General features: G+C 71.0%; 29 protein-coding genes and 1 pseudogene. 18 read left to right on the top strand and 12 right to left on the bottom strand.

Annotation, left to right across the window (positions count from 1 at the left end; genetic code table 11):
- Positions 1-77: 77 nt before the first annotated feature.
- Positions 78-860 (bottom strand): ABC transporter permease, encoded by a 783-nt coding sequence (locus ABZ562_RS24310; RefSeq protein WP_361483370.1) that lies wholly within the window; start codon positions 858-860, stop codon positions 78-80.
- Positions 857-1,783: an ABC transporter ATP-binding protein gene (locus ABZ562_RS24305; RefSeq protein ID WP_361483368.1), complete on the bottom strand. Its 927-nt coding sequence runs from the start codon at positions 1,781-1,783 to the stop codon at positions 857-859. Before ABZ562_RS24305 ends, ABZ562_RS24310 begins: the two co-directional genes overlap by 4 nt.
- A 206-nt stretch (positions 1,784-1,989) precedes the next feature.
- Between ABZ562_RS24305 and ABZ562_RS24300 the strand changes: the two genes are divergently transcribed.
- The 13 genes and pseudogenes from ABZ562_RS24300 (at position 1,990) to dapD (ending at position 11,382) form a co-directional block, all read left to right on the top strand.
- Positions 1,990-2,805: a helix-turn-helix domain-containing protein gene (locus ABZ562_RS24300; protein ID WP_361483365.1), complete on the top strand. Its 816-nt coding sequence runs from the start codon at positions 1,990-1,992 to the stop codon at positions 2,803-2,805.
- The gene (gene sufB, locus ABZ562_RS24295; RefSeq protein WP_055554246.1) at positions 2,802-4,223 is read left to right on the top strand and encodes a Fe-S cluster assembly protein SufB; all 1,422 of its coding nucleotides are present in this window, start codon (positions 2,802-2,804) and stop codon (positions 4,221-4,223) included. Before ABZ562_RS24300 ends, sufB begins: the two co-directional genes overlap by 4 nt.
- Before the next feature lie 80 nt (positions 4,224-4,303).
- Complete coding sequence (gene sufD / locus ABZ562_RS24290) at positions 4,304-5,476, top strand: Fe-S cluster assembly protein SufD (protein WP_361483362.1); 1,173 nt, start codon at positions 4,304-4,306, stop codon at positions 5,474-5,476.
- Positions 5,473-5,796 (top strand): bifunctional 3-phenylpropionate/cinnamic acid dioxygenase ferredoxin subunit, encoded by a 324-nt coding sequence (locus ABZ562_RS24285; protein WP_361483359.1) that lies wholly within the window; start codon positions 5,473-5,475, stop codon positions 5,794-5,796. Before sufD ends, ABZ562_RS24285 begins: the two co-directional genes overlap by 4 nt.
- A 7-nt stretch (positions 5,797-5,803) precedes the next feature.
- Positions 5,804-6,568 (top strand): Fe-S cluster assembly ATPase SufC, encoded by a 765-nt coding sequence (gene sufC / locus ABZ562_RS24280; protein WP_361483356.1) that lies wholly within the window; start codon positions 5,804-5,806, stop codon positions 6,566-6,568.
- On the top strand, positions 6,565-7,821 hold the full coding sequence (locus tag ABZ562_RS24275) for a cysteine desulfurase (protein WP_361483353.1): 1,257 nt from the start codon (positions 6,565-6,567) through the stop codon (positions 7,819-7,821). The genes sufC and ABZ562_RS24275 overlap by 4 nt, the downstream gene beginning before the upstream one ends.
- Before the next feature lie 10 nt (positions 7,822-7,831).
- Positions 7,832-8,296 carry a Fe-S cluster assembly sulfur transfer protein SufU gene (gene sufU, locus ABZ562_RS24270; protein WP_009718822.1) on the top strand — a complete coding sequence of 155 codons (465 nt, stop codon included), beginning with the start codon at positions 7,832-7,834 and terminating at the stop codon, positions 8,294-8,296.
- Positions 8,293-8,643 carry a metal-sulfur cluster assembly factor gene (locus ABZ562_RS24265; RefSeq protein WP_055554236.1) on the top strand — a complete coding sequence of 117 codons (351 nt, stop codon included), beginning with the start codon at positions 8,293-8,295 and terminating at the stop codon, positions 8,641-8,643. Before sufU ends, ABZ562_RS24265 begins: the two co-directional genes overlap by 4 nt.
- Before the next feature lie 113 nt (positions 8,644-8,756).
- Positions 8,757-9,077 (top strand): multidrug efflux SMR transporter, encoded by a 321-nt coding sequence (locus ABZ562_RS24260; protein ID WP_361483350.1) that lies wholly within the window; start codon positions 8,757-8,759, stop codon positions 9,075-9,077.
- On the top strand, positions 9,077-9,619 hold the full coding sequence (locus ABZ562_RS24255; RefSeq protein ID WP_361483348.1) for a TetR family transcriptional regulator: 543 nt from the start codon (positions 9,077-9,079) through the stop codon (positions 9,617-9,619). The genes ABZ562_RS24260 and ABZ562_RS24255 overlap by 1 nt, the downstream gene beginning before the upstream one ends.
- A 281-nt stretch (positions 9,620-9,900) precedes the next feature.
- Positions 9,901-10,059, top strand: a pseudogene (locus tag ABZ562_RS24250) (RNA polymerase subunit sigma-70); the annotation flags it as partial.
- Entirely contained in the window at positions 10,046-10,288 is a 243-nt protein-coding gene (locus ABZ562_RS24245) for a hypothetical protein (RefSeq protein WP_361483446.1), read from the top strand. The pseudogene ABZ562_RS24250 and the gene ABZ562_RS24245, both read left to right, overlap by 14 nt.
- Before the next feature lie 101 nt (positions 10,289-10,389).
- The gene (dapD, locus tag ABZ562_RS24240) at positions 10,390-11,382 is read left to right on the top strand and encodes a 2,3,4,5-tetrahydropyridine-2,6-dicarboxylate N-succinyltransferase (RefSeq protein ID WP_055554429.1); all 993 of its coding nucleotides are present in this window, start codon (positions 10,390-10,392) and stop codon (positions 11,380-11,382) included.
- A gap of 205 nt (positions 11,383-11,587) precedes the next feature.
- On the opposite strand, the gene dapA is transcribed toward dapD, so the two are convergent.
- Both dapA and ABZ562_RS24230 read right to left on the bottom strand, forming a co-directional pair.
- The gene (dapA, locus tag ABZ562_RS24235) at positions 11,588-12,460 is read right to left on the bottom strand and encodes a 4-hydroxy-tetrahydrodipicolinate synthase (RefSeq protein ID WP_361483346.1); all 873 of its coding nucleotides are present in this window, start codon (positions 12,458-12,460) and stop codon (positions 11,588-11,590) included.
- 92 nt (positions 12,461-12,552) lie between these two features.
- Positions 12,553-14,373, bottom strand: a complete 1,821-nt coding sequence (locus ABZ562_RS24230; RefSeq protein WP_361483345.1) for an endonuclease/exonuclease/phosphatase family protein — start codon at positions 14,371-14,373, stop codon at positions 12,553-12,555.
- A 262-nt stretch (positions 14,374-14,635) separates the two neighbouring features.
- On the opposite strand from ABZ562_RS24230, the gene ABZ562_RS24225 reads away from it, so the two are divergent.
- The 4 genes from ABZ562_RS24225 to ABZ562_RS24210 all read left to right on the top strand — a co-directional run bounded on the left by ABZ562_RS24225 (position 14,636) and on the right by ABZ562_RS24210 (position 19,304).
- Entirely contained in the window at positions 14,636-16,162 is a 1,527-nt protein-coding gene (locus ABZ562_RS24225) for a hypothetical protein (RefSeq protein ID WP_361483342.1), read from the top strand.
- A gap of 193 nt (positions 16,163-16,355) precedes the next feature.
- Entirely contained in the window at positions 16,356-17,795 is a 1,440-nt protein-coding gene (locus tag ABZ562_RS24220; RefSeq protein ID WP_361483339.1) for an alkaline phosphatase PhoX, read from the top strand.
- A gap of 52 nt (positions 17,796-17,847) precedes the next feature.
- Positions 17,848-18,870 carry an LLM class flavin-dependent oxidoreductase gene (locus tag ABZ562_RS24215; protein ID WP_361483336.1) on the top strand — a complete coding sequence of 341 codons (1,023 nt, stop codon included), beginning with the start codon at positions 17,848-17,850 and terminating at the stop codon, positions 18,868-18,870.
- Between the two features lie 56 nt (positions 18,871-18,926).
- On the top strand, positions 18,927-19,304 hold the full coding sequence (locus ABZ562_RS24210; RefSeq protein ID WP_361483333.1) for a hypothetical protein: 378 nt from the start codon (positions 18,927-18,929) through the stop codon (positions 19,302-19,304).
- A 3-nt stretch (positions 19,305-19,307) separates the two neighbouring features.
- On the opposite strand, the gene ABZ562_RS24205 is transcribed toward ABZ562_RS24210, so the two are convergent.
- The 4 genes from ABZ562_RS24205 to ABZ562_RS24190 form a co-directional block, all read right to left on the bottom strand.
- Positions 19,308-20,057, bottom strand: coding sequence for a class I SAM-dependent methyltransferase (locus ABZ562_RS24205; RefSeq protein WP_361483330.1), 750 nt, complete (start codon positions 20,055-20,057; stop codon positions 19,308-19,310).
- Between the two features lie 51 nt (positions 20,058-20,108).
- The gene (locus tag ABZ562_RS24200) at positions 20,109-20,522 is read right to left on the bottom strand and encodes a DNA-binding protein (protein WP_361483327.1); all 414 of its coding nucleotides are present in this window, start codon (positions 20,520-20,522) and stop codon (positions 20,109-20,111) included.
- Positions 20,504-20,794 (bottom strand): hypothetical protein, encoded by a 291-nt coding sequence (locus ABZ562_RS24195; protein ID WP_361483324.1) that lies wholly within the window; start codon positions 20,792-20,794, stop codon positions 20,504-20,506. Before ABZ562_RS24195 ends, ABZ562_RS24200 begins: the two co-directional genes overlap by 19 nt.
- 132 nt (positions 20,795-20,926) lie before the next feature.
- Positions 20,927-22,141 (bottom strand): TerD family protein, encoded by a 1,215-nt coding sequence (locus tag ABZ562_RS24190; RefSeq protein ID WP_361483321.1) that lies wholly within the window; start codon positions 22,139-22,141, stop codon positions 20,927-20,929.
- 142 nt (positions 22,142-22,283) lie between these two features.
- Between ABZ562_RS24190 and ABZ562_RS24185 the strand changes: the two genes are divergently transcribed.
- On the top strand, positions 22,284-23,105 hold the full coding sequence (locus ABZ562_RS24185; protein ID WP_361483318.1) for a YwqG family protein: 822 nt from the start codon (positions 22,284-22,286) through the stop codon (positions 23,103-23,105).
- Between the two features lie 17 nt (positions 23,106-23,122).
- Here ABZ562_RS24185 and ABZ562_RS24180 read toward each other — a convergent pair whose 3' ends face one another.
- From ABZ562_RS24180 to ABZ562_RS24165, 4 genes are all read right to left on the bottom strand, one after another.
- A complete protein-coding gene (locus ABZ562_RS24180) occupies positions 23,123-23,659 on the bottom strand; it encodes a nitroreductase family protein (protein ID WP_361483440.1) in 537 nt (178 codons plus the stop codon).
- Positions 23,660-23,843: 184 nt separating this feature from the next.
- On the bottom strand, positions 23,844-24,428 hold the full coding sequence (locus ABZ562_RS24175; RefSeq protein ID WP_361483315.1) for an O-methyltransferase: 585 nt from the start codon (positions 24,426-24,428) through the stop codon (positions 23,844-23,846).
- A 32-nt stretch (positions 24,429-24,460) separates the two neighbouring features.
- A complete protein-coding gene (locus tag ABZ562_RS24170; RefSeq protein ID WP_361483313.1) occupies positions 24,461-25,231 on the bottom strand; it encodes a sulfite exporter TauE/SafE family protein in 771 nt (256 codons plus the stop codon).
- Complete coding sequence (locus tag ABZ562_RS24165; protein WP_361483311.1) at positions 25,228-25,755, bottom strand: cupin domain-containing protein; 528 nt, start codon at positions 25,753-25,755, stop codon at positions 25,228-25,230. Before ABZ562_RS24165 ends, ABZ562_RS24170 begins: the two co-directional genes overlap by 4 nt.
- Between the last annotated feature and the right edge of the window lie 9 nt (positions 25,756-25,764).

The raw sequence follows: 25,764 nt of genomic DNA, 5'->3' as shown, positions 1-25,764 counted from the left end.
GCAGCTTTTCACGAGGGTCCCGGTTACCGGTGGAAGCGGCCAGGGAAGGCCCCAGCCCCCGCCCTCACTCCCCGCCCTCACTCCCAGCGGAAGAACCGCGCCGCCGCCCCGAGCCCCAGCACGGCCCACACGGCCAGGATGCCGAGGTCCCGCCAGGGCACTCCGGCCCCGTCCTGGAGGACGTCCCGCAGTCCGCCGGAGAGCGCCGAGATCGGCAGCAGCTCCAGGACGGCGCGGGCCCCGCCCGGGAACTTGTCCAGGGAGACGATCACCCCGCCGCCCACGAGCAGCAGCAGGAAGACCAGGTTGGCCGCGGCGAGGGTCGCCTCGGCCTTGAGGGTGCCCGCCATCAGCAGCCCGAGCCCGGAGAACGCGGCGGTGCCGAGGACCAGCAGCAGCACCACGGCGAGCGGGTCGCCGTGCGGCGACCAGTCCAGCGCGAAGGCGATCGCGGTCAGCAGCACGATCTGCAGGACCTCGGTGACCAGCACCGCGCACGTCTTGGCGGTCATCAGCGCCCACCGGGGCAGCGGGGAGACGGCGAGCCGCTTGAGGACGCCGTAGCGCCGCTCGAAGCCGGTCGCGATGGCCTGCCCGGTGAAGGCCGTGGACAGGACGGCGAGCGCCAGCACGCCCGGCGCGAGGAAGTCGACGGTGTTCCCGGCGGCGCCGGTGGCGCCCGTGTCAACGATATCGACACTGCTGAAGAGCACCAGGACGAGGGAGGGGATGACGACGGTCAGCAGCAGCTGTTCGCCGTTGCGCAGCAGCATCCGGGTCTCCAGCGCGGCCTGCGCGCGGATCATCCGGAGCAGCGGGGCCGCGCCCGGCCGGGGGAGATAAGTGCCTGTGGCGGTCACGCGCGCAGCTCCTTGCCGGTCAGCTCCAGGAAGACGTCCTCCAGGGTGTGCCGCTCGACCGAGATGCGGTCCGGCATCACGCCGTTCTGCGCGCACCAGGAGGTGACGGTGGCCAGCATCTGCGGGTTGACCTTGCCGGTGACCCGGTAGCCGCCGGGGGTCAGCTCGGCGGCGGTGCTGTCGGCGGGCAGCGCCTTGAGCAGCGAGGCCAGGTCGAGCGCGGGGCGGCCGCTGAAGCGCAGGGTGTTCTCGGCGCCGCCGCGGCACAGCTCCTCGGGGGTGCCCTGGGCGATGACCTTGCCGCCGTCGATGATCGCGACGCGGTCGGCGAGCTGTTCGGCCTCGTCCATGTAGTGCGTGGTCAGCACGACCGTCACGCCGTCGCGGCGCAGATCGCGGACCAGGTCCCAGGTGGCGCGGCGGGCCTGCGGGTCGAGCCCGGCGGTGGGCTCGTCGAGGAAGACCAGTTCGGGGCGGCCGACGACGGCCATGGCGAGCGCGAGCCGCTGCTGCTGGCCGCCGGAGAGCCGCCGGTAGGTCGTACGGCCGCAGGAGCCGAGGCCCAGCCGGTCGATGAGGGCGGGCACGTCCAGGGGATGGGCGTGGAGGGAGGCGGTGTGGCGCAGCATCTCTTCCGCGCGCGCCCCGGAATAAACCCCTCCGGACTGGAGCATGACGCCCACCCGCGGCCGCAGCGCCGCCGCGTCGGCGACCGGGTCGAGGCCGAATATGCGCACGGTCCCGGCGTCGGGGCGGCGATATCCCTCGCAGGTCTCGACGGTGGTGGTCTTGCCTGCGCCGTTGGGGCCGAGGACGGCGCTCACGGTGCCGCGGCCGACGGACAGGTCGAGCCCGTCGACGGCGGTCTTCGAGCCGTACCGTTTGACCAGGCCGACGACGTCGACCGCGGGCTCTTCTCGCATGTCCGGCAGTCTACGAACGGCGGGGCGCGCCGTGGGCGGCAGGGCCGGAACGCAATCCCCGCGCAGGCTTCGCGAGACCCCCTCCGACGAGCACGGAAGCGGCATCGTCGCAGGTCACACTTAGGCACACCTAAGTGATACACCCCACCGGAAGCCGCCTCCGCTCCCGCTTGTACCTTGCGGCGGAATTACGCAACAATGGCGTTGTGAAATACGCGAGCGAGGCTCCCGAGGGACGCGCGGCCGAGGCGGCCGCGCGATCCGGCGTGCCTGCCGCGACCGCTCCAGAGGAGCAGCACGGCACCCGGAACCGGGTCGCCCGTTCCATCCTCGACCACGGACCGTCCACGGCCGCCGAGCTGGCCCTGCGGCTGGAGCTGACCCAGGCGGCCGTGCGCCGCCACCTCGACACCCTCGTCGCCGACGGCGTCGTCGAGCCCCGCGAGAAGAGGGTGTACGGGGCGCGGCGGCGCGGCCGCCCGGCCAAGGTGTTCGCGCTGACGGACTGCGGCCGTGACGCCTTCGACCAGGCCTATGACGATCTCGCCGTCGACGCCCTGCGCTGGATCGAGCAGAGCGCGGGCGGCGGCGAGGCGGGCCGGGCCGCCGTCGCGGCGTTCGCCCGCGCCAGGCTCGCCGCCCAGGCCGAGGCGTACCGCGGCGCCGTCGAGGCGGCCGCCCCCGGGCGGCGTACCGAAGCCCTGGCGGGCGCACTGTCCGCGGACGGGTACGCTGCTACGGCGCGCAGCGCGCCGGTCGGCGAACAGCTCTGCCAGCACCACTGCCCGGTCGCCCACGCAGCCGAGCGATATCCGCAGCTGTGTGAGGCGGAGACCGAGGTCTTCTCCCAGCTGCTCGGGACCCATGTCCAGCGTCTGGCCACCATCGCCCATGGCGACGGGGTGTGCACGACGTTCATTCCGAAGACCGGACAGACCGACTTCGCGGTCGAGAAGACCGACCACCGCACCACCAAGACCACCACAGCATCTGCCAGCACGGCCGGGAGGAACCCCGAATGACTCTCCCCACGGAGACCGCTCACCCTGAGCTCGAGGGTCTGGGCAACTACGAGTACGGCTGGGCCGACTCCGACGTGGCCGGCGCCTCGGCCAAGCGCGGCCTCTCCGAGGAGGTCGTACGCGACATCTCGGCGAAGAAGTCCGAGCCGGAGTGGATGCTCAAGCTCCGTCTCAAGGGGCTGAAGCTCTTCGGCAAGAAGCCCATGCCCACCTGGGGCTCGGACCTGTCGGGTATCGACTTCGACAACATCAAGTACTTCGTCCGCTCCACCGAGAAGCAGGCCGCCTCCTGGGAGGACCTGCCCGAGGACATCAAGAACACGTACGACAAGCTGGGCATCCCGGAGGCCGAGAAGCAGCGCCTCGTCGCGGGTGTCGCGGCCCAGTACGAGTCCGAGGTGGTCTACCACCAGATCCGTGAGGACCTGGAGGAGCAGGGCGTCCTGTTCCTGGACACCGACACCGCGCTCAGGGAGCACCCGGAGCTGTTCAAGGAGTACTTCGGCACGGTGATCCCGGCGGGCGACAACAAGTTCGCCTCGCTGAACACGGCGGTGTGGTCCGGCGGCTCGTTCATCTACGTGCCCAAGGGCGTCCACGTGGACATCCCGCTCCAGGCGTACTTCCGGATCAACACCGAGAACATGGGCCAGTTCGAGCGGACGCTGATCATCGTCGACGAGGACGCCTACGTCCACTACGTCGAGGGCTGCACCGCGCCGATCTACAAGTCGGACTCGCTGCACTCCGCGGTCGTCGAGATCATCGTCAAGAAGGGCGCCCGCTGCCGTTACACGACCATCCAGAACTGGTCGAACAACGTGTACAACCTGGTCACCAAGCGCGCCGTGGCGTACGAGGGCGCGACCATGGAGTGGGTCGACGGCAACCTCGGCTCCAAGGTGACCATGAAGTACCCGGCCGTCTACCTGATGGGCGAGCACGCCAAGGGTGAGACGCTGTCCATCGCCTTCGCGGGCGAGGGCCAGCACCAGGACGCCGGCGCCAAGATGGTGCACATGGCGCCCCGCACCTCCTCGAACATCGTCTCCAAGTCGGTGGCCCGGGGCGGTGGCCGCACCTCCTACCGCGGTCTGATCGAGATCGGCGAGGGCGCCGAGGGCTCCAAGTCCAACGTGCTGTGCGACGCCCTGCTGGTCGACACCGTCTCGCGCTCGGACACCTACCCGTACGTGGACGTCCGCGAGGACGACGTGTCCATGGGCCACGAGGCGACCGTCTCGAAGGTCAGCGATGACCAGCTCTTCTACCTCATGAGCCGCGGTCTGTCCGAGGACGAGGCCATGGCGATGATCGTGCGCGGCTTCGTCGAGCCGATCGCGCGCGAGCTGCCCATGGAGTACGCGCTGGAGCTCAACCGGCTGATCGAGCTGCAGATGGAGGGTTCGGTCGGCTGACGCCAACCGTCCCTCCCGCCCCGCCGTCGGGGCACCCCCGTGTAAGCCCCAGAAGGCAGAAAGCGAGCAGTACGACAGCCATGGCTGAAACCATTCCGGCCGGATCCACCACGGACGGCGTCATCCAGGTGGGGCAGCAGCCCATCGACGCGCGGGTCAGTGCCCCCGCGTCGTACGACGTGGCCGACTTCCCCGTGCCCCACGGGCGCGAGGAGGACTGGCGGTTCACGCCGCTGGAGCGGCTGCGCGGCCTCCACGACGGCACCGCCGTCGCCGACGGCGGCGTCAAGGTCGAGGTGTCCGCCCCCGAGGGCGTCACCGTCGAGACCGTGGGCCGTGACGACGCGCGCCTGGGCAGGGCCGGCAAGCCGGTGGACCGGGTGGCGGCCCAGGCGTACAGCTCCTTCGAGAAGGCCTCGGTCGTCTCCGTGCCGAAGGAGACGGTGCTTGACCAGCCGGTGCGGATCGCCGTGCACGGCGAGGGCGGCACCGCCTTCGGCCACCAGGTGATCGAGGTAGGCGCCTTCGCCGAGGCCGTCGTCGTCATCGACCACACCGGCGACGCCACGGTCGCCGCCAACGTCGAGTACCTGATCGGCGACGGCGCCAAGCTCACCGTCGTCTCCGTCCAGGACTGGGACGACACGGCCGTCCACGTCGGCCAGCACACCGCGCTGGTCGGCCGGGACGCCACCTTCAAGTCCGTGGTCGTCACCTTCGGCGGCGACCTGGTCCGGCTGCACCCGCGCGTCGTCTACGGCGCGCCGGGCGGTGAGGCCGAGCTGTACGGCCTGTACTTCACCGACAACGGCCAGCACCAGGAGCACCGGCTCTTCATCGACCACGACACCCCGCACTGCCGCAGCAACGTGGCCTACAAGGGCGCGCTGCAGGGCAAGGACGCGCACGCGGTCTGGATCGGCGATGTGCTGATCCGCGCCGCGGCCGAGGGCACGGACACCTACGAGCTGAACCGGAACCTGGTCCTCACCGACGGCGCCCGCGTCGACTCGGTGCCGAACCTGGAGATCGAGACCGGCGAGATCGTCGGCGCCGGTCACGCGAGCGCGACCGGCCGCTTCGAGGACGAGCAGCTGTTCTACCTGATGGCCCGGGGCATCCCGGCCGAGGAGGCCCGCCGCCTCGTCGTCCGCGGCTTCTTCGCCGAGCTGGTCCAGCAGATCGGGCTGCCCGAGCTGGAGGAGCGTCTGATCGCCAAGATCGAGGCCGAGCTGGAGGCGTCCGTAGGATGACCGCGACCTATGTCCGCGCGTGCGCGCTGACCGAACTCGAAGAGGACGCTCCCAAGCGCGTCGAGCTCGACGGTGTGCCGGTCGCGCTGGTGCGCACCGAGGGCGAGGTGTTCGCGGTCAACGACATCTGCTCGCACGCGAACGTCTCGCTCTCCGAGGGCGAGGTGGAGGACTGCCAGATCGAGTGCTGGCTGCACGGCTCCAGCTTCGACCTGCGCACCGGCAAGCCGTCCGGCCTCCCCGCGACGCGCCCCGTCCCCGTATACCCCGTAAAGATCGAAGGGGACGACGTGCTCGTCTCCGTCACCCAGGAGTCCTGAGGCACCCATGGCAACGCTTGAGATCCACGACCTGCACGTCTCCGTCGAGGCCGAGGGCGGCCCGCGCGAGATCCTGCGCGGCGTCGACCTGACCGTGAAGCAGGGCGAGACGCACGCCATCATGGGCCCCAACGGCTCCGGCAAGTCCACCCTGGCGTACTCGCTCGCCGGTCACCCGAAGTACACGATCACCGGCGGCACCGTCACCCTCGACGGCGAGAACGTGCTGGAGATGTCCGTCGACGAGCGGGCCCGCGCCGGTGTCTTCCTCGCCATGCAGTACCCGGTCGAGGTGCCCGGCGTCTCCGTCTCCAACTTCCTGCGCACCTCCGCGACCGCGATCCGCGGCGAGGCGCCGAAGCTGCGCCTGTGGGTGAAGGAGGTCAAGGAGGCCATGCAGCGTCTCCAGATCGACCCGTCCTTCGCCGAGCGGAACGTCAACGAGGGCTTCTCCGGCGGTGAGAAGAAGCGCCACGAGATCCTTCAGCTGGAGCTGCTGAAGCCGGCCATCGCGATCCTCGACGAGACCGACTCCGGTCTCGACGTCGACGCGCTGCGCGTGGTCTCCGAGGGCGTCAACCGCGTCCGCGAGTCCGGCCAGGTCGGCACCCTGCTCATCACCCACTACACCCGCATCCTGCGGTACATCAAGCCCGACCACGTCCACGTGTTCGCCGCGGGCCGGATCGCCGAGTCCGGCGGCCCGGAGCTGGCGGACAAGCTGGAGGAAGAGGGCTACGAGGCGTACGTGAAGGGAGGCGTCTCCGAGTGACACAGCTGCCGGGCCTCCTCGACACCGAGGCGATCCGCAAGGACTTCCCGATCCTGGACCGCACGGTCCACGACGGCAAGAAGCTCGTCTACCTGGACAACGCGGCGACCTCGCAGAAGCCGCGTCAGGTCCTGGACGCGCTGAACAGCTATTACGAGCGCTCCAACGCCAATGTGCACCGTGGCGTCCACGTGCTCGCGGAGGAGGCCACGGCGCTGTACGAGGGCGCCCGCGACACGGTCGCCACCTTCATCAACGCTCCCAGCCGCGACGAGGTGATCTTCACCAAGAACGCGTCGGAGTCGTTGAACCTGGTCGCCAACATGCTCGGCTGGGCCGATGAGCCCTACCGGGTGGACCAGGACACCGAGATCGTCATCACGGAGATGGAGCACCACTCCAACATCGTGCCGTGGCAGCTGCTCTCGCAGCGCACCGGCGCGAAGCTGAAGTGGTTCGGCCTCACCGAGGACGGCCGCCTCGACCTGTCCGAGATCGAGCAGGTCATCACGGAGAAGACCAAGGTCGTCTCCTTCGTGCTGGTCTCCAACATCCTGGGCACGGTCAACCCGGTTGAGGCGATCGTCCGCCGCGCGCAGGACGTCGGCGCGCTCGTCGTCATCGACGCCTCCCAGGCCGCCCCGCACATGCTGCTGGACGTCCAGGCGCTCCAGGCCGACTTCGTGGCCTTCACCGGCCACAAGATGTGCGGCCCGACCGGCATCGGTGTGCTGTGGGGCCGCCAGGAGCTGCTGGAGGACCTGCCCCCGTTCCTCGGCGGCGGCGAGATGATCGAGACCGTCTCGATGAGCTCCTCCACCTACGCCCCGGCGCCGCACAAGTTCGAGGCCGGTACGCCCCCGATCGCCCAGGCCGTCGGCCTCGGCGCGGCCGTGGAGTACCTGGCCTCGATCGGCATGGACAACATCGCCCGCCATGAGCACGCGCTGACCCACTACGCGGTCGGCAGGCTCCTGGAGGTGCCCGACCTGCGCATCATCGGCCCCACCACGGCCGAGGAGCGCGGCGCCACGATCTCCTTCACGCTCGGCGACATCCACCCGCACGATGTGGGTCAGGTCCTCGACGAGCAGGGCATCGCCGTCCGGGTGGGTCATCACTGTGCCCGTCCGGTGTGCCTGCGGTACGGAATTCCTGCGACCACGCGAGCGTCGTTCTATCTGTACTCCACGCCGGCCGAGGTGGATGCCTTGGTCGACGGGCTGGAGCACGTACGGAACTTCTTCGGCTAGGGGATGCCACGTGAAGCTGGATTCGATGTACCAGGACGTCATCCTGGACCACTACAAGCACCCCCACGGGCGGGGGCTCAGGGACGGCGACGCCGAGGTACACCACGTCAATCCCACCTGCGGTGACGAGATCACCCTCCGGGTGCGGCTTGACGGCGAGACGATCGAGGACGTGAGCTACGAGGGCCAGGGCTGTTCCATCAGCCAGGCGAGCGCGTCCGTACTCAACGACCTGCTGGTGGGCAAGGAGCTGAGCGAGGCTCGCAGGATCCAGACGACGTTCCTGGAGCTGATGCAGTCCAAGGGCCAGCTGGAGCCGGACGACGCGATGGAAGAGGTGCTGGAGGACGCGGTCGCGTTCGCCGGTGTCTCCAAGTACCCGGCCCGGGTCAAGTGCGCGCTGCTGAGCTGGATGGCATGGAAGGACGCCACCGCTCAGGCCCTGGGCGACGGCGCTGAAGGGAAGACCGCATGACTGAGAACCTGGATTCCACCGTGGAAACCACCACCAAGCCCGCGAGCGAGGAAGAGGTCCGCGAGGCCCTCTACGACGTGGTCGACCCCGAGTTGGGCATCGACGTGGTCAACCTCGGTCTCGTCTACGGCATTCACGTCGACGAGAGCAACATCGCCACCATCGACATGACGCTCACGTCCGCGGCGTGTCCGCTGACCGACGTCATCGAGGACCAGGCGAAGTCCGCGGCCGACGGCATCGTCAACGAGCTCCGGATCAACTGGGTCTGGATGCCGCCGTGGGGCCCGGACAAGATCACCGACGACGGCCGTGACCAGCTGCGGGCTCTCGGCTTCAACGTCTGAAGGTCCTGGGTACGCGAAAGCGGCCCCCGGCGCATCGTGCGCCGGGGGCCGCTTTCGCGTACCCGGAGCATTGTTGTGTACGGCCGTACGCATCGTTGTGTACGCTCGTACGCATGGGATACCTGACGCTCTCCGGTGCGATCCTGGCCGAGGTCCTGGCGACCACCTCGATGAAGTACAGCGACGGCTTCAGCAAACTCTGGCCCTCGCTGGCGACCGCCCTGGGCTACGGGATCGCCTTCGTGCTGCTCGCCCAGACACTCAAGACGATCCCCGTCGGCACCGCGTACGCCGTCTGGGCCGGGGCCGGGACCGCCCTCATCGCCGCGATCGGGATGGTGTTCCTCGGGGAGGCGGCGACCGCCGCCAGGGTGATCGGGGTGCTCCTGGTGATCGCCGGAGTGATCGTGCTGAACCTCGGCGGGGCCCACTGATGGGGCGCCGCTACGACCCCGAGCGGCGGCAGCGGATCATCGACGCCGCGATCGCGGTGGTGGGGGAGCGGGGCATGGGTGCGCTCAGCCACCGGTCCGTGGCCGCCGCCGCGGACGTGCCGCTCGGCTCGACCACGTACCACTTCGCGACCCTGGACGACCTGCTGGTCGCCGCGCTGGACCAGGTCAACGCCGAGTGGCTGGCCGACATGGAGCGCTGGGAGCGCGACGCGCCCCCCGAGACGCCGCTCGCCGACGGCATGGCGGGACTGATGGAGCTGCTGCTGACGGGCGACCGCAAGCGGCTGGAGCTGGAGTACGAGCTGTATCTCGCGGCCCTGCGCCGCGCCTCGGTGCGGCCGATCGCCGCCGCGTTCCTGGACCGGATGACGGAGCTGCTGGAGCGGCGCACCGCCGACCGGGGCGTCGCGCGCGCCGTGAACGCCCTGTTCGACGGGATGCTGCTGCAGATCCTGCTGACCGGGCGGGAGTTCGACCGGGAGGAGGCGCGCGCGGCGTTCGCCCGGGTGACCGGGGCGTAGGGGGTGTCTTCCGGATCATGCCGGGCTCGCGGGCCCTGGCACGCACGCTCGCCGCGTTGTCGGCGTCGCGCGCAGCGCCGCTGCGCTCTCCTCCTCCGCCTTGCGATCGCACGCGCCCCCAGCTACCGCTGGGAGGTGCCCCCTGACCCCGCTCCCTGATCCGGCCTGATCCGAAAGACACCCCCTGGCCACGGGCCGGGCGTGAACCCGTATCCGTCCACCGGGGAACAGAGGGCGACACACCGACCGCCGCACCACGACGCACCGGATACGGAGCCCCTGTGACCGACCCCGATCCACCGCCGCGACCCGCCCCGCCCAGCGCCACCGCGCCGGACGACGACGCGGCGGTCGTGGCCCGGTCGCTGGAGCAGCCCGAGACCTTCGCGGCGCTCTACGACCGGTACGCCCCCGACATCCACCGCTATGTGGCCCGCCGGGCGGACGGCCGTCGCGATCGGGCACGGCACCCTGGGGAAGGGGGGATTCTCCGAGTTCCAGCTGCTCTACGACCCGGAGACCTTCGCTCCGCTCGGGGAGCGGAGCATCGCGGGCCATGACGGCGCGCCGGACGACTGGGACCGGGACGGCTGGAAGGCGGGCGATGTGCTCAGCGCCCATGCGCTGCTCGACCAAGCCCTGGTCGCTGCCAAGAACCGGCGCCCCTGACCGGGAGGCGCGCCGGTCGGGGCCTGCCCGGCGCCCCGCCCGGCGTCTGTCCGCTGAGACCGGTTAGCCTCCGGGCCCCGGCTCCGGTTAGCGTGCTGACCATGACCGATGCAGCCACCACCACCCGCACCACCGGCGCCGTCGCCGCCGGGCTCGCCACCCTCACCGAGGACGGCACCGTTCTGGACACCTGGTTCCCGGCCCCCGAGCTGGCCGACGCGCCCGGCCCGGCCGGGACCGAGCGGCTCGACGCCGAGCGCACCGCGCAGCTCCTGGGCGAGACCGCCCTCAAGGCGCTCGGCCCGGACCCGCGCCGTGGCGTCGAGGTCGTCGCCGTCCGCACGGTCATCGCCTCGATCGACGACAAGCCGCTCGACGCGCATGACGTGTACCTGCGGCTGCACCTGCTCAGCCACCGGCTGGTCAAGCCGCACGGGCTGAACCTGGAGGGCCAGTTCGGCCTGCTCGCCAACGTCGCCTGGACCTCGCTCGGTCCCGTCGCCGCCGACCAGGTCGAGCGCGCCCGGCTCGCCGCCCGCGCCGAGGGTCTGCACCTGGCGGTGACCAGTGTCGACAAGTTCCCGCGGATGACGGACTACGTCGTTCCGGCCGGCGTCCGCATCGGTGACGCCGACCGCGTACGGCTCGGCGCGCACCTCGCCGCCGGGACGACCGTCATGCACGAGGGCTTCGTCAACTTCAACGCCGGCACGCTGGGCACGTCCATGGTCGAGGGCCGCATCAGCGCGGGCGTCGTCGTCGGCGACGGCTCCGACATCGGCGGCGGCGCGTCGATCATGGGCACGCTGTCCGGTGGCGGCAAGCAGACCATCACCATCGGCGAGCGCTGCCTGCTGGGTGCCGAGGCGGGCCTCGGCATCTCCCTCGGCGACGACTGCGTCGTCGAGGCGGGCCTGTACGTGACGGCGGGCACCCGGGTGACCCTCCCGGACGGCAAGATCGCCAAGGCGCTCGAGCTGTCCGGCGCGACGAACCTCCTCTTCCGCCGCAACTCCACGACCGGCGCGGTCGAGGTCCTGCCGCGCACCGGCTCGTGGGGCGGCCTCAACGAGGCGCTGCACACCCACAACTGACGGCGGGCGGGAAAGCCCCCCCGCCCCTCCCCGAACCCGGGGGCTCCGCCCCCGGGCCCCCGGGCCGGGCGTGGGTCCGGTGTCCGCGTGCTGCCGCACGGAGTCGGGAGCCCCGGGCCCCGGGGCGGGCCGTGGCGGATCGGGGGCAGGGGAAGGCTCCCGCCTCCGGGAGCCCCGGGATGCGCCCGGGTCGGTTTCGTGGCGGTCAGGTCGCCGTCGCGTAGACGTCGGTCAGTCCGGCCGTCACCGTAGCGTCCGCTCCGAGCAGGGGCGGGCGCACCGCGCCGACGGGGTGACCGAGGGCGGTCAGGAGCGCCTTCGCGGTGACCGCGCCGGGGAGGTGGGACATCATCGCGTCGATGAGTGGGGTCAGCGCGAGATGGCGGCGGGCAGCCTCCTCGGGGTCGCCCGCGTCGTACGCGTCCAGCACACCCCGGACCTCGCGCGGCGCCACGTTCGCGACCGTGCTGATGCATCCGACCGCGCCGATCGCCCTGAGCGGCAGGTTCAGCTCGTCGCAGCCGGAATAGTAGGCGAGCCCGGTGGCGGCCATGGTCCGCGCCGACTTCATCAGGTCGTACGCGCAGTCCTTCACCCCGGTCACGCGGGGGTGCTCCGCGAGTCGGCACAGGGTGTCGTACGACAGAGCGGTGCCGGTGCGGAAGGGGATGTCGTACAGCGTGACCGGGATGCCGACCGCGTCGGCGACCATGCGGAAGTGCGCCTCGACGGCTTCCCTGGGCGGGCGGCTGTAGTACGGCGTGACCACGAGCAGCCCCTGCGCGCCCGCCTCCTCGGCGGACCGCGCGAGCGCGACGGTGTGCCGGGTGTCGTTGCTCCCCACCCCCGCCACGATCCGCGCCCGGTCCCCGACGGCCTCCGCCACGGCCCGCACGACCGCCGTCTTCTCGGCGTCGGTGGTCGTCGGCGACTCCCCGGTGGTCCCGCCCACCACGACCCCGTCGCAGCCGCCCTCGTCGACGAGGGCGGCTGCGAGGCGCTGGGTGCCGGGGAGGTCGAGGTCGCCGTCCCGGGTGAAGGGGGTGACCATGGCGCAGGCGAGGTGGGATCTGGGCATGGCGGAAGTGTCGTCCCGCAGTACACCGTAGGTCCACTTAAATTTTCTTGGCGCTACCGTGCAGCATCACTACGGCGTGGTGGGGCCTTCCGTCAGGGGCGCAGGCGGACCACCTGGGGGTCGTGGTCGCTGGACTGGTCGGCGAACTCCGCGTTGATGTGGACGATGTCGTAGTCCGGGCCGCGCAGGGCCCGGCTGGTCAGGATGTGGTCCAGCACCTGCGAGTTGCCGTTGTAGACGTAGCCGTACCGCTCATCGCGCGGCAGGCGCGTCACCAGGTCCGTCAGGACGCCGCCCTCGGTCAGGTCGGACAGCGCCGGGGAGAACTGGTAGTCGTTGAGGTCGCCCGCGACGACCACCGCCGCCTTGGGGTCGGCGGCCAGCAGGGACTTCACGAAGGTGTTGACCGCCGTGGCCTGGCCCGTGCGCTGGGTCTCCGAGGACCGGACGGGCGGCTGGACGCGGGCGTCGAGGCCCTGGTCGCCGCCCTTGGAGTTGAAGTGGTTGGCGACCACGAACACCGGGCGGCCCCGGAAGGCGAACTGCCCGACCAGCGGCTTGCGGCTGGCCTTCCACACCGCACTGCCCGGCTCGATGCGCCCCGGGGAGACCGACAGGCCGGCCCCGCCGTCCTTCTTCACGACCTTGACCGGCGTCGTCGAGTCCCCGCCCGGGATGTCGGTGAAGGAGACCCGCTTCGGGTTGTAGAGGAAGGCGACGCGGATGTTGCCGCCCGGCTCCCCGCCGTCCTGGTCGTCCACGGGGTTGATCTGCCGCCACTCGTACGCCGGGCCACCGGCCGCCGCGATCGCGTCCGTCAGCTTCTTCAGCGTGGCGTCGGCGCTCACGACCCCGTCATTGGTGGCGCCGTTGTCGTCCTGGACCTCCTCCAGGGCGACGATGTCGGGCGAGGCGAGGTTGTCGACCAGGCCGGAGGCGAGGCGGTCGAACTTCGACTGGGCGGTCTTGGGGGACAGGTTCTCGACGTTGTACGTGGCGATCGACAGTTCGCCGGACTTCTGCTTGCGGGTGCTCTCCCGCTCCAGCCCGCGATCGTCCAGCGTCCCCAGCGCACTGGCCGCGATCGTGTAGCCGCCGAAGTTGTCGTAGTCCAGCGGCCCGGCCGTCGTCCCGGTGAGCCGGTCGCCGACGTCGGCGACCGGGAAGGGGTGTTCGGCGTAGGGGAGCAGGGAGGTGACCTTCAGCCGCCCGGCGTTCGGGTCGCGGTACGTGTCGTAGAGGGCGCCGCCGCGCGCGGTGCGCTTGTGGCGCGGTTCGGCGGTGACCCACAGCTCCTTGTACGTGTTGGTCGCGCCGACCACGGGCGCGTCGGCGACCGAGACCCGCATGCCCTCCAGGGACTCGTACCGGTCCAGGGCGTACGAGCGGGGCCGCAGCGCCGGGCCCTCCAGGGGGCCGACGGGGGCGTACCGGTCGGGGACGGTGGAGGGGTTCAGCCGGAAGGCGGCGGGAAGCGCGTTGCCCTGCGACCGGACCGTCCACGTGGCCTTGGAGATCTCGGTCAGCGACTGCAGACCGGCCGACGCCCCGCCCGGGTAGTACTCGCTCACCGTGCCGCTGACCAGGACCGCGTCCCCGACGGCGACGGACGGCGTGGTGGAGCCGGTGAAGACGAAGATGGCCTCGCTGGTGGCCGGGTCGGCGTCCGGCCGGGGGTCCTGGATCCAGAAGCCGCGCGACGAGCCGAAGGCGCGCACCGCCGTGACCGTGCCGGGAACGTCGGTCACCTGCTTCCCGGCCAGCGGGGATATCCGGGTGCGGCCCTGGATGTCGTGGATGCGGGCCGCGTCGGCGGACGATGAGGCGAACGCGGACGACGGGCCGACGAGCAGCCCTGCCGCGACGGCGGTGACGGTGACGGCGACGGCGGTGCGCCGGGCGCGAGGGGACATGGTGATGGCCTCCGGTGCGGAGTGGAAGAGAGGGACGAGGTGGCCTCTACGCGCGTCAATCTCTTGTCTCCGCACGACGGTTGTCAAGGGCGGTCAGGTGTACGGACCCGGACAGAGGAATGAACAGACACGGGAACGGGCGAGGGAACGCGGCGGGCGGCCACATCGGGACGAAACTGCCCCCGCGTTCCGTCTACGCTGGGGGGTCGGGCCGCGCGCCCCGTGCCCTCCGTACCACCACCGGCCGAGGAGACTTCCCGATATGCCAGGAGACCGCCCCACCATGCCGCCCGTGCGGCTCCGCACCGAGGCGGAACTCGCCCGGGACGCGCTCGCCGCGCCGCTCCTCGCCCGCGCGGTGCGGCTCGCCCGCTGGGCCGAGCCCGGAAAGCCGGTGGCGGCGGGGGGCGTGCTGTCGGCCGAGGATCTGCGGGCCGCGGTAGAGCTGCTGGACCTCGCGGCCGACGAGGAAGGCGCCGAGCACGTCGCCCAGGCGTGGCAGCTGGCCGTCGACACCGGGCTGGTCGCGATCCAGGAGCCCGATGGGGACGACGCGGACGACGCGGCCGAGGCGGACGACGTGGACTCCGTGGCCGACGGCGAGAGCGAGGCGCCCGCCGTCGCGACCAGCGGTGAGGAGCTGCGGCTGATCACCGGCGGCAGCCCGCAGGACGTCCTCGACATCTGGCTCGACGGCTTCGAGACCGTCCTCGCCGACGCCGCCGCGCCCGACCTCGCCGACATCGTGGACCAGATCAGCGAGGGCGGCGAGATCGACCTCGACTCGATCGACTGGAACCCGGAGGAGGAGGCCGAGTTCCTGGACGGGATCCTCGGCAACCTCTACCTGCTCACCGCCATGGACGAGGAGGCGGCCGTCGGCTCGGTGCCGCTGCCCGCGCTCGTCGCCTCCATGGTCGTCCCCGACGACATGGACGAGCCCACCGACGACATCCTCGAAGAGGTGTCGGAGGCGATGGTGCGGCTGGACGACCAGTTCCGGCTGCTCGCCCCGACCGGTCTGATCGAGTACCAGCCGGTGGACGAGGCGCTGATCGAGGAGGTCGACGGCGAGGTCCGCCTCCACGAGTCCGACCCGGCGCGGCAGCAGCCGCAGGACGACGAGGAGGACGTCTCCCGCTACGGGATGGTCCGCCTCACCCCCCTCGGGGTGTACGCCGTCCGCTCCCGCATGCTCGACGCGGGCGTCGACGCGCCGGTCGTCGGCGACCTCGCCGACAAGGGCGCGGACGTCCTGCTGGACACCCTCCCCGGCCACCCCGAGCCCGCCGCGCACGCCGAGGCCGAGCTGTGGCTCGACCGCCGTACGCCCGAGGCGGCCGCCCGGGAGCTCCTGGCCGCCGCCCGCGGCGACGACGAGGACGCCCCGCTGCGCCGCCTCACCTGCCAGCAGACGCTGTCGCTGGTCGGCGGCGCGGCCGAGCCCGCCCTGCGGGAGGTGCTGGACGACCGCCATCTGGGCGGGCTGGCCCGGGTGTGGCTGGCCGAGCACGGCGCGAAGGACATCCCGGAGCCCTCGGAGACCATGGTCTTCTGGCTGACGGTGGACACCCTGGCCGCGCAGCTCGCCACGGAGGACGACTCCGAGGAGCTGCGGGACCTGGTGCGCGGACTGGTCGACCAGTCCGGCGGCTTCTTCGAGTCGGCCTGGAAGGTGGACCACCCGGCGACGGCCGACGTGCTGGAGGCGATGGGGCGGCTGCACCCGGACAAGAAGGCCGCGAAGGAGGCCCGGAAGGCCGCGTTCAAGGCCCGCTCCCGGGCGTAACGGCTCCTGGGCGGCGGCCGGCCAAGGCTGGCCGGCCGAGGCTGACAACGGCATACAGCGCGACATCGACGGACCCCTTTGGTCCGTCGATGTCTTATTCCGTTCAACTGCTGTTCGGTCTGGGACGAAAATCTATGCGCGCAGTCCCCAGCATGGCGTCCGCAGCCAGGCCCTCGCCGCTCAGGAGATAAAGATGCCCCTCACTCGAAGAGACTTCGCGAAGCGCTCCGCGTACACCGGGGCCGGGTTCGCCCTCGTCGGCAGCGCCGGGGTGCTCGGCACCGCGCCCGGCGCCCTGGCGGCGGAGGCCACCGGCACCGCCGCGGAGGGCGGCGCCGCCGCAGGACTCGGTTACGGCCCGCTGGTCGCCGACCCCAAGGGCATCCTGGCCCTGCCCAAGGGCTTCACGTACAAGATCATCACCCGGACCGGTGAGACGACGCTGGAGTCCGGCGAGTCCACCCCGTCCAACCACGACGGCACCGCGACCTTCGAGGGTGCCCGCGGCGCGACGCTGCTCGTCAACAACCACGAGCTGAAGGGTCCCCGCGCGGACTGGCCGCACCCGGTTCCGCTGATCGACGGCCTGGTCTACGACCCGGCGGCGTCCGGCGGCTGCACCGTGGTCGAGGTCGCCAAGCACGGCGACCACGTCACCGAGTGGGTGGGCATCGCGGGCACCTCGACCAACTGCGCGGGCGGGCGCACCCCGTGGGGCACCTGGCTGACCTGCGAGGAGACCGAGGACAAGGCCGGCCAGAACGGCATGACCAAGGACCACGGCTACGTCTTCGAGGTCGACCCGCAGGACCGCAAGGCCAACCGCAACCCCAAGCCGATCAAGGCGCTGGGCCGCTACGCGCACGAGGCGGTCGTCGTCGACCCCAGGCGCGGCCACCTCTACCTCACCGAGGACGCCTCCGGCCCGAACGGCCTGTTCTACCGCTGGGTCCCGCCGCACGGCTTCGAGCACGGCCGCGGCCAGCTGCGCACGCTGAAGGACGACGCGGGCGTGCTCCAGGCGCCCAAGTGCTACGACTCCGGCGGCAAGTTCGTGGACGACCTGTCCCGCGCCACCAAGACCGGCACGGTCTACGGTGTGGACTGGGAGCCGGTGCTGGACCGCGACGCGAAGTCCGTGCCCGTCCGCAAGCAGTTCACGGACGGCCAGATCACCCGGGCGCGCAAGCTGGAGGGCATGTGGTGGGCCGACGGGGGCGCGTACATCGTCTCCTCGTACGCCCGTGAGGAGAGCCCGGTCCAGCACGACGGCCAGGTCTGGTTCTACGACCCCAAGCGCCGCACCCTCACCCTCAAGGTGCTGCTGGGCGTCAACCCGGACCCGTCGAAGGACGGCGCGTTCGACGGCCCGGACAACATCACCGTCTCGCCGTACGGCGGTCTGGTGATCGCCGAGGACGGCGAGGGCGTCCAGCACCTGTTCGGGGCGACGGACGACGGCCGTACGTACCCGATCGCGCGCAACGACCTGAACATCGGCTCGGCGGAGGAGCCGGAGTTCAGCGAGTTCACCGGCGTGGTCTTCTCGCCCGACGGGGCGACCCTGTACGCCAACATCCAGGAGCCGGGCATCATGCTGGCGATCACCGGCCCCTGGCGCCGTCAGCGCTGAGCGGCTCCGTGCCCGGGGAATCACGCGGACCGGGCCGTACGTTGACGCGTAGGTGACCTCGCGCCTTCGTAACGTGCCCTTCTCCGTCCTGGACCGCTCCCGCACCCGGCAGGGGCGGGAGCGGTCCCAGGCGCTGCGCGACACGGTGAGCTTCGCGCGGCAGGCCGAGGCTCTGGGATTCCATCGGTTCTGGGTCTCGGAGCACCACAGCGTCCCCGGGGTCGCCGGGTCCGCCCCCATCGTGCTGGCGGCCGCCGTCGCGGCGGCGACGGACCGCATCCGGGTGGGCACCGGCGGGGTGATGCTGCCGAACCACCGCCCGTTGGTGGTGGCCGAACAGTTCGGGGTGCTGGCCTCCCTCTACCCCGGCCGCATCGACATGGGGCTCGGCCGCTCGGTCGGCTTCACCGACGGCATCCGCCGCGCCCTGGGCGCCCAGAAGGACGCCGCGCGGGACTTCGGCGCGCACCTGGCCGAGCTGCTGGGCTGGTTCACCGGCGAGCAGCGCGCCTACCCACAGGTCCACGCCCACCCGGCGGAGGGTCTGACCCTGCCCGCCTTCGTCCTGGCCACGGGCGCCGGGGCCGACGTGGCCGCCGAGGCCGGATTGGGGCTGGTCATCGGCGACCTGCGCGGCCGGGACCGCATGCTCCGCGCGATCGACCGCTACCGGGCGGGCTTCCGCCCCTCGGCGTGGTCGTCCGCCCCGTACGTCGTCGTCTCGGGCAACGTGGCGGTCGCCGACACGACGGAAGAGGCCCGCCGCCTCCTCGTCCCCGAGGCCTGGGCGATGGCCCACTCCCGCACCCACGGCAGCTTCCCCCCGCTCGCCCCGCCGGAGGAGATCGCCGCGCTGGACATGACGGAGAAGGAGCGCGGCTTCTACGAGGACGGGCTGCGCGGCCAGCTGTACGGCACGGAGGACGAGGTGGCCGCCGCGCTCGATGAGCTGATCGGGAGCAGCGGCGCGGACGAGGTGCTGGTCACGACGAGTACGTACGACCGGGACGCCCTGCTCGACTCCTACCGCCGCCTGGCGAGGCTGGCGGACCTGGCGCCGCTCAGCTCCGTGTGACGCGGGTTTCGCGCGGAGCGGTCCGTCGTCGGTTCGAGCCGCGTACCCTCGGCTCCGTGCCCCGCCATCCGAGGAAGCCCCGCCGCCTGGTCGCCGACGGGCGCGCGTATCTGTGGACGCTCCGTCACAGCCACCGCGTGTCGGACAGCGGCCGGGCCGTGGACTGCCGCCAGACGCTCACGCTGTACCCGCAGCCGGCCGGCAGCGGTGGCCCGCTGCGCATCGTCTTCGCCGACGGCCCGGGACGGTACGTCCCGGGCGGGTTCCCCCTGGGCTCCGGGGACGTGGGACACGTCCGGGGCGGCTCCCTGAACCTGCACGAGCCGGGTGCCGTACGGGCTCTGCTCGACGCGGCGTCGGCCCGGGGATGGCAGCCGGGGGAGCGGAAGGCGGTGGAGGTCGACGGCTGGCCCCTGCTGGAGGCGGCGACCTGACCGCTAGTCGGTGGTCTTCTCCCACACCGAGACATGCCGGGGGCTGTCGTTCGTGAACGGCTCCCGGGCCCATCCCTCCCACCGGTCGCGCAGCCGCAGCCCGGCGAGCTGGGCCATCAGATCCAGCTCGGCGGGCCATACGTACCGGAACGGCATCGGCGTGTACGTGCCGCGGCCGTCCTCCTCGATCCTCAGGTGGTGCGAACTCATCGTCTGGGTCGCGAACTCGTAGGTGTCGAACCCCCAGCGCGTGGCGCCGACGTGGAACGGCACGATGTGCTGCCCCGGCGGCAGCTTCCGCAGCTCCGGGATCATGACCTCGATGACGAAGCGGCCGCCGGGTTCGAGGTGGGCCGCGACGTTGCGGAAGCAGGCCACCTGGGCTTCCTGCGTCGTCAGATTCATGATCGTGTTGAAGACCAGATAGGCGACGGAGAACGTGCCGTCGACCCGCGCGGTGGCGAAGTCGCCGATCGTCACCCCGATCGCGTCCCCGCCCGGCTTCTCGCGCAGCCGGGCCGCCATCGCCCGCGACAGCTCGATCCCGTGCACCGGCACCCCGCGCGCCGCCAGCGGCAGCGCGATCCGTCCCGTCCCCACGCCCAGTTCCAGCGCCCGCCCGCCCGCGGCCAGCTCCGCCAGCAGGTCGACCACCGGTTCCACCGCGCCCGGCGCGAACATCTCCGCCGACGACTCGTCGTACGTCGCGGCGACGCTCTCTCCGAAGTACCCGTCCTTGTCGTCATGGCCCATGGCCGGGACCGTACTGCGGCGGTGCGGCCGGGCGCGCCCCATTTTCTCCGGTCAGACGGCGACCAGAGTGACCCGGCCTCCGCACAGTTTTTCCATGTCGTCCGTGTCCGACGTCAGCATGACCACAGGGCCGGGCTGGTGTAGCGCCGTGACCGCCACCATCGCATCGATGGCGTACTTGTGGCCGTGCAACCCGGTCTCCTGAAGCAGGAGGGCTGCTTCCTTTGACCAGTCCACGCTGAGGGCTTCCACGCGGACTTGGGAGAGCACGTAGTTCCAGCGTGCGCGCTTGATGCCGTCATGCTGGGCCTCGATGAGGGTGGCGCCGCTGACCACTCGGTCCGCACCGCGATCCAGCGCCGATCGCACCATGTTCATCACGGCCCGATCCTGCTCCAGGTACAGCGACAGTCCCTGGCTGTCCAGGACAAGACAGCCTCCCCCGGTCAGACGGCCTCGTGCCACCGGGACTCCCGACGCTCGGCCGCAGCCCAGACGTCGGCGGCCGCCTGACGCTCCGCGCCGGTGAACGGGCCGTTCTCATCCTCGAACTCGGCGAGGTGTTCGCGGGTGGCCTGGTTGCGCAGATGCTCCTCGATGGCCACGGCGACGAGTGCCGAGACCCCGCGATTGCCCGCGTAGTCGCGCAGGGCCCGCACGGTGCCCTCGGGGAGGGACACACTGATCGCCTTGGCCGGTCCTTCGCCGAGGCCCGGCTCTGCCGCTTCTTCTGCCACGTGCCCTAGTTTAGCAATTCGCTTAATAATGCGGCTTGCGCATGACGGAACGGGCGGGGCCGCGGATCTGCCTCGGTGCGCCCCCGGCGCGGGACCGGGCGGAGCCCGCCGAGGGCGCGCCCCGCCCGAAGCTCAGAGGGCCTTGCCCGCGGGCTTCGCCATCCCGCGCACCGTGCGCGAGTCGACGTACTCGCCCATCGCCGTCATCTCCCACTCGCCCGAGAACTGCCTGATCAGCTTCGCCATCATCACGCCCGTCCGGGGCTCGGCGTGGGTGATGTCGAAGCGGACCAGCTCCTCGTTCGTCTGGGCGTCCACCAGGCGGCAGTACGCCTTCGCCACGTCCGTGAACTTCTGGCCGGAGAAGGAGTTGACCGTGAAGACGAGGCCCGTGACCTCCGGGGGGAGACCGCCCAGGTGGACGGTGATCGTCTCGTCGTCGCCGCCGCCCTCGCCGGTGAGGTTGTCACCGGAGTGCTGGATGGCGCCGTTCAGGATGGCCAGCTTGCCGAAGAAGCAGGCGTCGATCTTCTTGCGGTCGGCGCCGAAGGCGATCACGGAGGCGTCCAGGTCGATGTTCGCGCCACGGAAGGCGGGCTCCCAGCCCAGGCCCATCTTCACCGAGCTGAGCATGGGGCGACCGCCCTTGACCAGGGAGACGGTCTGGTTCTTCTGGAGGCTCACCCGGCCCTTGTCCAGGTTGATCTTCCCGGTGGAGGGCGGGGCCGCCGGCATGGGCGGCGGCGGAACGGAAGCCGCCGGGCCGGTCGGCGGGGGCGCGTGGGTGACCGGGGGCGCGGGCGGGGCGGTGGGCGCGGCGGCCGGGGTGGCGGCCGGGGCGGCGGGTTCTTCCACCGTCACGCCGAAGTCCGTCGCGATGCCCGCGAGCCCGTTCGCATAGCCCTGCCCCACGGCCCGCACCTTCCAGGCCCCGCCCCGCCGGTACACCTCGACGACCACGAGCGCGGTCTCGGTCCCCAGCTGCGGCGGGGTGAACGTGGCGATCACGGCGCCGTCGTCCGCGCCGCGCACGGTGGCGGTCGGCTCGGTGCCCGCGAAGGTGGCGCCGGGGGCGTCCAGGCTGGCCGTCACCACGATCTTGTCGATGTCCGGCGGCACGGCGGCGGTGTCGACGGTGATCGCGTCACCACCGCCCCCGGCCCCGGCGCGGTGGGTCACGCCGGGGCCGGTGGGCTGGTTGTAGAACACGAAGTCGTCGTCGGAGCGCACCTTGCCGTCGGCGGTGAGCAGCAGGCCCGACACGTCGAGCCGCACGGGCGCGGTGACGTCAACCGCCACGCGCGCGACGGGGAGGGGGAGGTTCGAGCCGGGTGTCATAGCGGTCATGTCCGGGGTAACGAACGCCCCCGCTTTACGGTTCCTTGACCTGTGGGCTTTCTCGACCTGCGCGGGTCCCGCCGCTCGCCCGCCCCGCCGCCGGTACCGCCCGGCCCGTCCGTTGTCGGTGCCGCCCGTCATGATGGCCCGTATGACCACCGCCGAGCACCCACTGCACACCCTCGCGCGCACCCACCTCCCCGCCGACCTGGCCGACCGCTGGACCGGGCTGCTGCGCCCCGCCGCGCATCTGCGCGTCGCGGCGGCGGGCGACCCGGTCGTCGGGCAGCTCGGCGGGCTGCCCCGGCTGCCCGACGGTGTCGAGTGGCCGCTGTGGGAGGGCCACGGCCCGCTGCGGTTCGTCGCGTCGGTCGACTGCGCCGCGCTGCCGGTGGCCGGGCTCGACATACCGCTTGCCCCCGACGGCCGGCTCGCCTTCTTCTACTACGGCGACGAGGACGACGACGCCCTGGTCGACACCGCCGACCCCACCACCTGGGCCGGAGCCCGCGTACTCCACTTCCCGCCCGCGCCCGCCGACGCCCCCGAGCGCCCCGCGCCCGCCGGGCTCACCCCGTACCCGGCCGTGCCGCTCACCGTCCGCCTCGGCCCGAGCGCCCCCGACACCGACGCGCCCGCGCTCGGCGGCCTCGACCTCCCGGACGCGTTCAAGCGGGCGCAGTGGGCGTACGAGAGCGGCGCCGCCCACCAGATCGGCGGCCACGCGCAGTCCGTGCAGACCCCCGTGGAGGTAGTGGTCGCACACGGCGCGCTGGGCGGCCACGGGGTGTCGTGGGAGGACCCGCGGATCGAGGCGGAGGCGCGGCGCTGGGTGCTCCTGGCCCAGTTCGACTCCGACGAGGACGCCGACCTGATGTGGGGCGACGGCGGCGCCCTGTACTGGCTGGTCCGCCCCGACGACCTCGCGGCGGGCCGCTTCGACCGCGCCATGTTCACCTGGCAGTGCTGCTGACGGCGTCGTGGTCCCGTTCAGGTGCGCAGGAACTGCACGCGGTCGGTGACGTCCTCATGGCTCCGGCGGGCCGGTTGTACCGAGATGCCGGGCGTGCCTATGTCCAGGGAGCCCAGGAGCTGTTCGTCCGGACGGACGCCCAAAAGGCTCCGAACGCTCGGGCTTTGGCACAACCGGCCGGTACGCCAGATGCTGCCGAAGCCGCGGGCGTGCAGTAACAGCATCAAGCCGTAGGCGACGTTGCTCGCCGAGGCGAGCTGCTCCCATTCGGGCACCCGGTGCTCCGCCGCCGGGGAGAAGACGAGCACCGCCTTCAGGGGGGCTCGCATGAACTTCCTCTCGACCGTGGCCCGTTCCTCGGGCTCCGCCTCGGCGGCGAGGCAGGCGCCGACCGCCTCCAGGTCCGCGTCCCTCAGCAGGATCCAGCGCCATGGGCGCAGTCTGCCGTGGTCGGGGGCCGCGGCCGCTCCCCGCAGCAGGTAGGCGAACTCCTGGTCCGAAGGAGCCGGACCGGAGAGCGTGTGGATGCTACGGCGCGTCAGGATGGCCGTCATGACGTCCAAGGCAGTTACTCCTCAGTGCGGATGGTGAACGAAAGACGGGTCGATACAGCCGATGTGCAGCCGATGCACGGGAGAGCACGGCTCAGAGGAGAGGAGAGGGGCAGACGGCATCGCCGTCCTGGACGAGCAGCCCTCAAGGGCCTTCGGGGCTGCTCGTCGGCGGGCGAGGGACCGGTCACGAGTCCTTGAGGAGCACCAACTCGCCCTTGCCGATGGGCAGCAGGACTCCGGAGAAGTCGTCCGACGCCTCGACCAGCCGGTTGAAGTCCTCCAGCTGGTGGGCGTGGGACACGGCGTTGTCGACCACCAGCAGGCAGCCGTCCGCGAGGATCCGCCGCAGCGAGTCCCACCAGCCGACATACTCCCCGCGGTTACTGTCCAGGAAGACGAAGTCGTACTCGCCGGCCTCGCGCGAGGCGAGGAAACGGCCCGCGTCGTCGGTGATCTGCCGGATCCGGGAATGGAGTCCGGCACGCCGGAAGTTCCGCTCGGCCATCTTCACCTTGTCGTCGGCCCGCTCGACCGTCGTGACTGAACCTTCGGGGCCCACGGCGTCGGCGAGCCACAAGGTCGAGTAGCCGTTGGACGTGCCGATCTCCAGAATGTTCCGCGCCTTGCAGGCTTTGACGAGCAGCGCGAGAAACTTACCGGTGTCGGGCGTGATGTTCAGCATCTTCCGGCTTCGGTCGTCCGTGGCCGAGTCGTTGGCCTCGCCGAATTCCTCCAACTCGCGCAGTAACTCGGCGAAGGCCGGTTCCATGATATTTCCCCTTGTCGATTAGTGATCCGGCGTCACTTGGCCAGATTCAGGGCCGTGATGTAGAGGCCGAGGAGTACCAGAGCGGTACAGAGTACCATGTGAAATTTTTCCTCGGATATGCTGCGGCGGATCCTGTTCCCGATCGACATTCCCAGAAAGGCTGGCGCCAAGGACACCGCGGACATGGCGAGCAGGTTCGCGTCCAAGAGATCCTGGGTGCGCAGCGACCATGCCAGGGAAACCGTCGACAGCGTGAAGAGGATCCCCATGCTCTGGATCAACTGGTCCCGCAGCAGACCGATCGACTGAAGGTAGAAGACACCCGGGACAGCCGACGATCCGGTCATTCCCGTGAGAAATCCGTTGACGGCCCCGAGGAACGCACCCACGGGGTGATTCCACCATTTCCCCCTGATGTTCACCCGCAGTCGGAACAGCCCCAGAATCCCGTAGACGGCGAGCCCGACGCCGAGCAGGGCGGACATCACGTCCGCCTGGAAATAGCTCAGCGTCAGCGCGCCCGACAGGGTGAACAAGGTGGCGGCCAAGAGAAATGGCCAAGTGAGATGGATGATTTTCCGACCGTGGCCGCCGCGCACCGCCTGGAATACGTTGGTCAGGAACGTCGGTATGATGATCAGCGCCTTTGCGGGCTGAATACCGATCGTTGCGGTGAGAAGCCCGAGGACGACGGGCGGCAGGCCCAGGCCGGTCAGCCCCTTGAACAATCCACCTACGAAGAACGTGAGAACGATCAGCACGAAGGTGGTCAGTCGGAACGAGAAGGGGGTGGCGTCGGTCACGACTGGACGGCGGCCCTCGGATGCTCGGCCGCGATACCGCGCTCCACGAAGCAGCGCAGCGCCTGCACCACGTCGGTCTGCTCCTCCGCGGTCAGGGCCTCCGGCTTCTCCGACGTGAAGCGGTCGGCGAGCCCGAGAATGTCGTCCTTGCGGTTCTCGATGTATACGTCGGCGTCCGCCACGTGTGTCGCCGTGCGGTCGGCGACCTTCTCCGCGAGCCCTTCGGCGGGCGGCACGAAGTTGATGTCGAACGTGCCGATCTGGAGGAGGACATACCGCGAGGGCGTTCCGACGGGTGCTCCGTTGACGAACCGGTGCTTGTTCGTGCGGGGCACTTGGAAGACCTGTCCGGGAAGCACGGTGAATACCTCGCCTGCTTCGGGGAGTTCGATGGCGATCTGCCCCCTGGAGCAGTACACCATGTCCGACACTTCGTTGTGGAAGTGGTAGGGAACGGCTTCGTGATCGAGGTTGAACACGCTGACCCGTATGCCGTCCTGATAGTAGAACTCTTTCATTTCCATCGTTCAACT

Source organism: Streptomyces sp. NPDC019937 (assembly GCF_040631655.1).
Classification (GTDB): domain Bacteria; phylum Actinomycetota; class Actinomycetes; order Streptomycetales; family Streptomycetaceae; genus Streptomyces.
This window is presented reverse-complemented; position numbering and strand designations above follow the sequence as displayed.

What these genes read in the sequence shown, in the direction of transcription:
- sufC (WP_361483356.1), top strand. Translation starts at nt 5,804, where the DNA reads ATGGCAACGCTTGAGATCCACGACCTGCACGTCTCCGTCGAGGCCGAG.
- ABZ562_RS24285 (WP_361483359.1), top strand. Translation starts at nt 5,473, where the DNA reads ATGACCGCGACCTATGTCCGCGCGTGCGCGCTGACCGAACTCGAAGAG.
- ABZ562_RS24220 (WP_361483339.1), top strand. Translation starts at nt 16,356, where the DNA reads ATGCCCCTCACTCGAAGAGACTTCGCGAAGCGCTCCGCGTACACCGGG.
- ABZ562_RS24260 (WP_361483350.1), top strand. Translation starts at nt 8,757, where the DNA reads ATGGGATACCTGACGCTCTCCGGTGCGATCCTGGCCGAGGTCCTGGCG.
- dapD (WP_055554429.1), top strand. Translation starts at nt 10,390, where the DNA reads ATGACCGATGCAGCCACCACCACCCGCACCACCGGCGCCGTCGCCGCC.
- ABZ562_RS24185 (WP_361483318.1), top strand. Translation starts at nt 22,284, where the DNA reads ATGACCACCGCCGAGCACCCACTGCACACCCTCGCGCGCACCCACCTC.
- ABZ562_RS24255 (WP_361483348.1), top strand. Translation starts at nt 9,077, where the DNA reads ATGGGGCGCCGCTACGACCCCGAGCGGCGGCAGCGGATCATCGACGCC.
- ABZ562_RS24205 (WP_361483330.1), bottom strand. Translation starts at nt 20,057, where the DNA reads ATGGGCCATGACGACAAGGACGGGTACTTCGGAGAGAGCGTCGCCGCG.
- ABZ562_RS24230 (WP_361483345.1), bottom strand. Translation starts at nt 14,373, where the DNA reads ATGTCCCCTCGCGCCCGGCGCACCGCCGTCGCCGTCACCGTCACCGCC.
- dapA (WP_361483346.1), bottom strand. Translation starts at nt 12,460, where the DNA reads ATGCCCAGATCCCACCTCGCCTGCGCCATGGTCACCCCCTTCACCCGG.
- ABZ562_RS24175 (WP_361483315.1), bottom strand. Translation starts at nt 24,428, where the DNA reads ATGGAACCGGCCTTCGCCGAGTTACTGCGCGAGTTGGAGGAATTCGGC.
- ABZ562_RS24190 (WP_361483321.1), bottom strand. Translation starts at nt 22,141, where the DNA reads ATGACCGCTATGACACCCGGCTCGAACCTCCCCCTCCCCGTCGCGCGC.
- ABZ562_RS24180 (WP_361483440.1), bottom strand. Translation starts at nt 23,659, where the DNA reads ATGACGGCCATCCTGACGCGCCGTAGCATCCACACGCTCTCCGGTCCG.
- ABZ562_RS24305 (WP_361483368.1), bottom strand. Translation starts at nt 1,783, where the DNA reads ATGCGAGAAGAGCCCGCGGTCGACGTCGTCGGCCTGGTCAAACGGTAC.
- ABZ562_RS24265 (WP_055554236.1), top strand. Translation starts at nt 8,293, where the DNA reads ATGACTGAGAACCTGGATTCCACCGTGGAAACCACCACCAAGCCCGCG.
- ABZ562_RS24165 (WP_361483311.1), bottom strand. Translation starts at nt 25,755, where the DNA reads ATGGAAATGAAAGAGTTCTACTATCAGGACGGCATACGGGTCAGCGTG.
- sufB (WP_055554246.1), top strand. Translation starts at nt 2,802, where the DNA reads ATGACTCTCCCCACGGAGACCGCTCACCCTGAGCTCGAGGGTCTGGGC.
- ABZ562_RS24245 (WP_361483446.1), top strand. Translation starts at nt 10,046, where the DNA reads ATGTGGCCCGCCGGGCGGACGGCCGTCGCGATCGGGCACGGCACCCTG.
- ABZ562_RS24225 (WP_361483342.1), top strand. Translation starts at nt 14,636, where the DNA reads ATGCCAGGAGACCGCCCCACCATGCCGCCCGTGCGGCTCCGCACCGAG.
- sufD (WP_361483362.1), top strand. Translation starts at nt 4,304, where the DNA reads ATGGCTGAAACCATTCCGGCCGGATCCACCACGGACGGCGTCATCCAG.